Source organism: Lyngbya sp. CCY1209 (assembly GCF_055795065.1).
In genome coordinates this window covers 1-248 of record NZ_JAYFER010000552.1, presented here as the reverse complement: position 1 = coordinate 248, position 248 = coordinate 1, and the positions used below count along the sequence as shown (strand labels likewise).

The following is a 248-nucleotide window of genomic DNA, read 5'->3' as shown; positions in this document are numbered from 1 at the left end:
ATATCGCCGGAAACGATAACATTGCCGCCACCCAACTCACCCGGACGGCGGACTCGACCGCCCCCACGGTGACACTCACCACCGACGCCGAAGAGACAATCAACGCCCCCTTCACCGTCACGGCCAGCTTCGCCGAAGAAGTCAGCGGGTTCGACGTATCGGATATCACCGTCAACAACGGCAGCGCCGACAACCTGCAAACCGCCGACAACATCACCTACACCTTCGACATCACCCCCGACGCCGAC

The 248-nt window shown here is 61.7% G+C and carries 1 protein-coding gene; it reads left to right on the top strand.

Annotation, left to right across the window (positions count from 1 at the left end; genetic code table 11):
- Window positions 1-248: Ig-like domain-containing protein (locus AC0QHF_RS19240; protein WP_324705856.1), on the top strand; the 248-nt coding region annotated here is incomplete at both ends.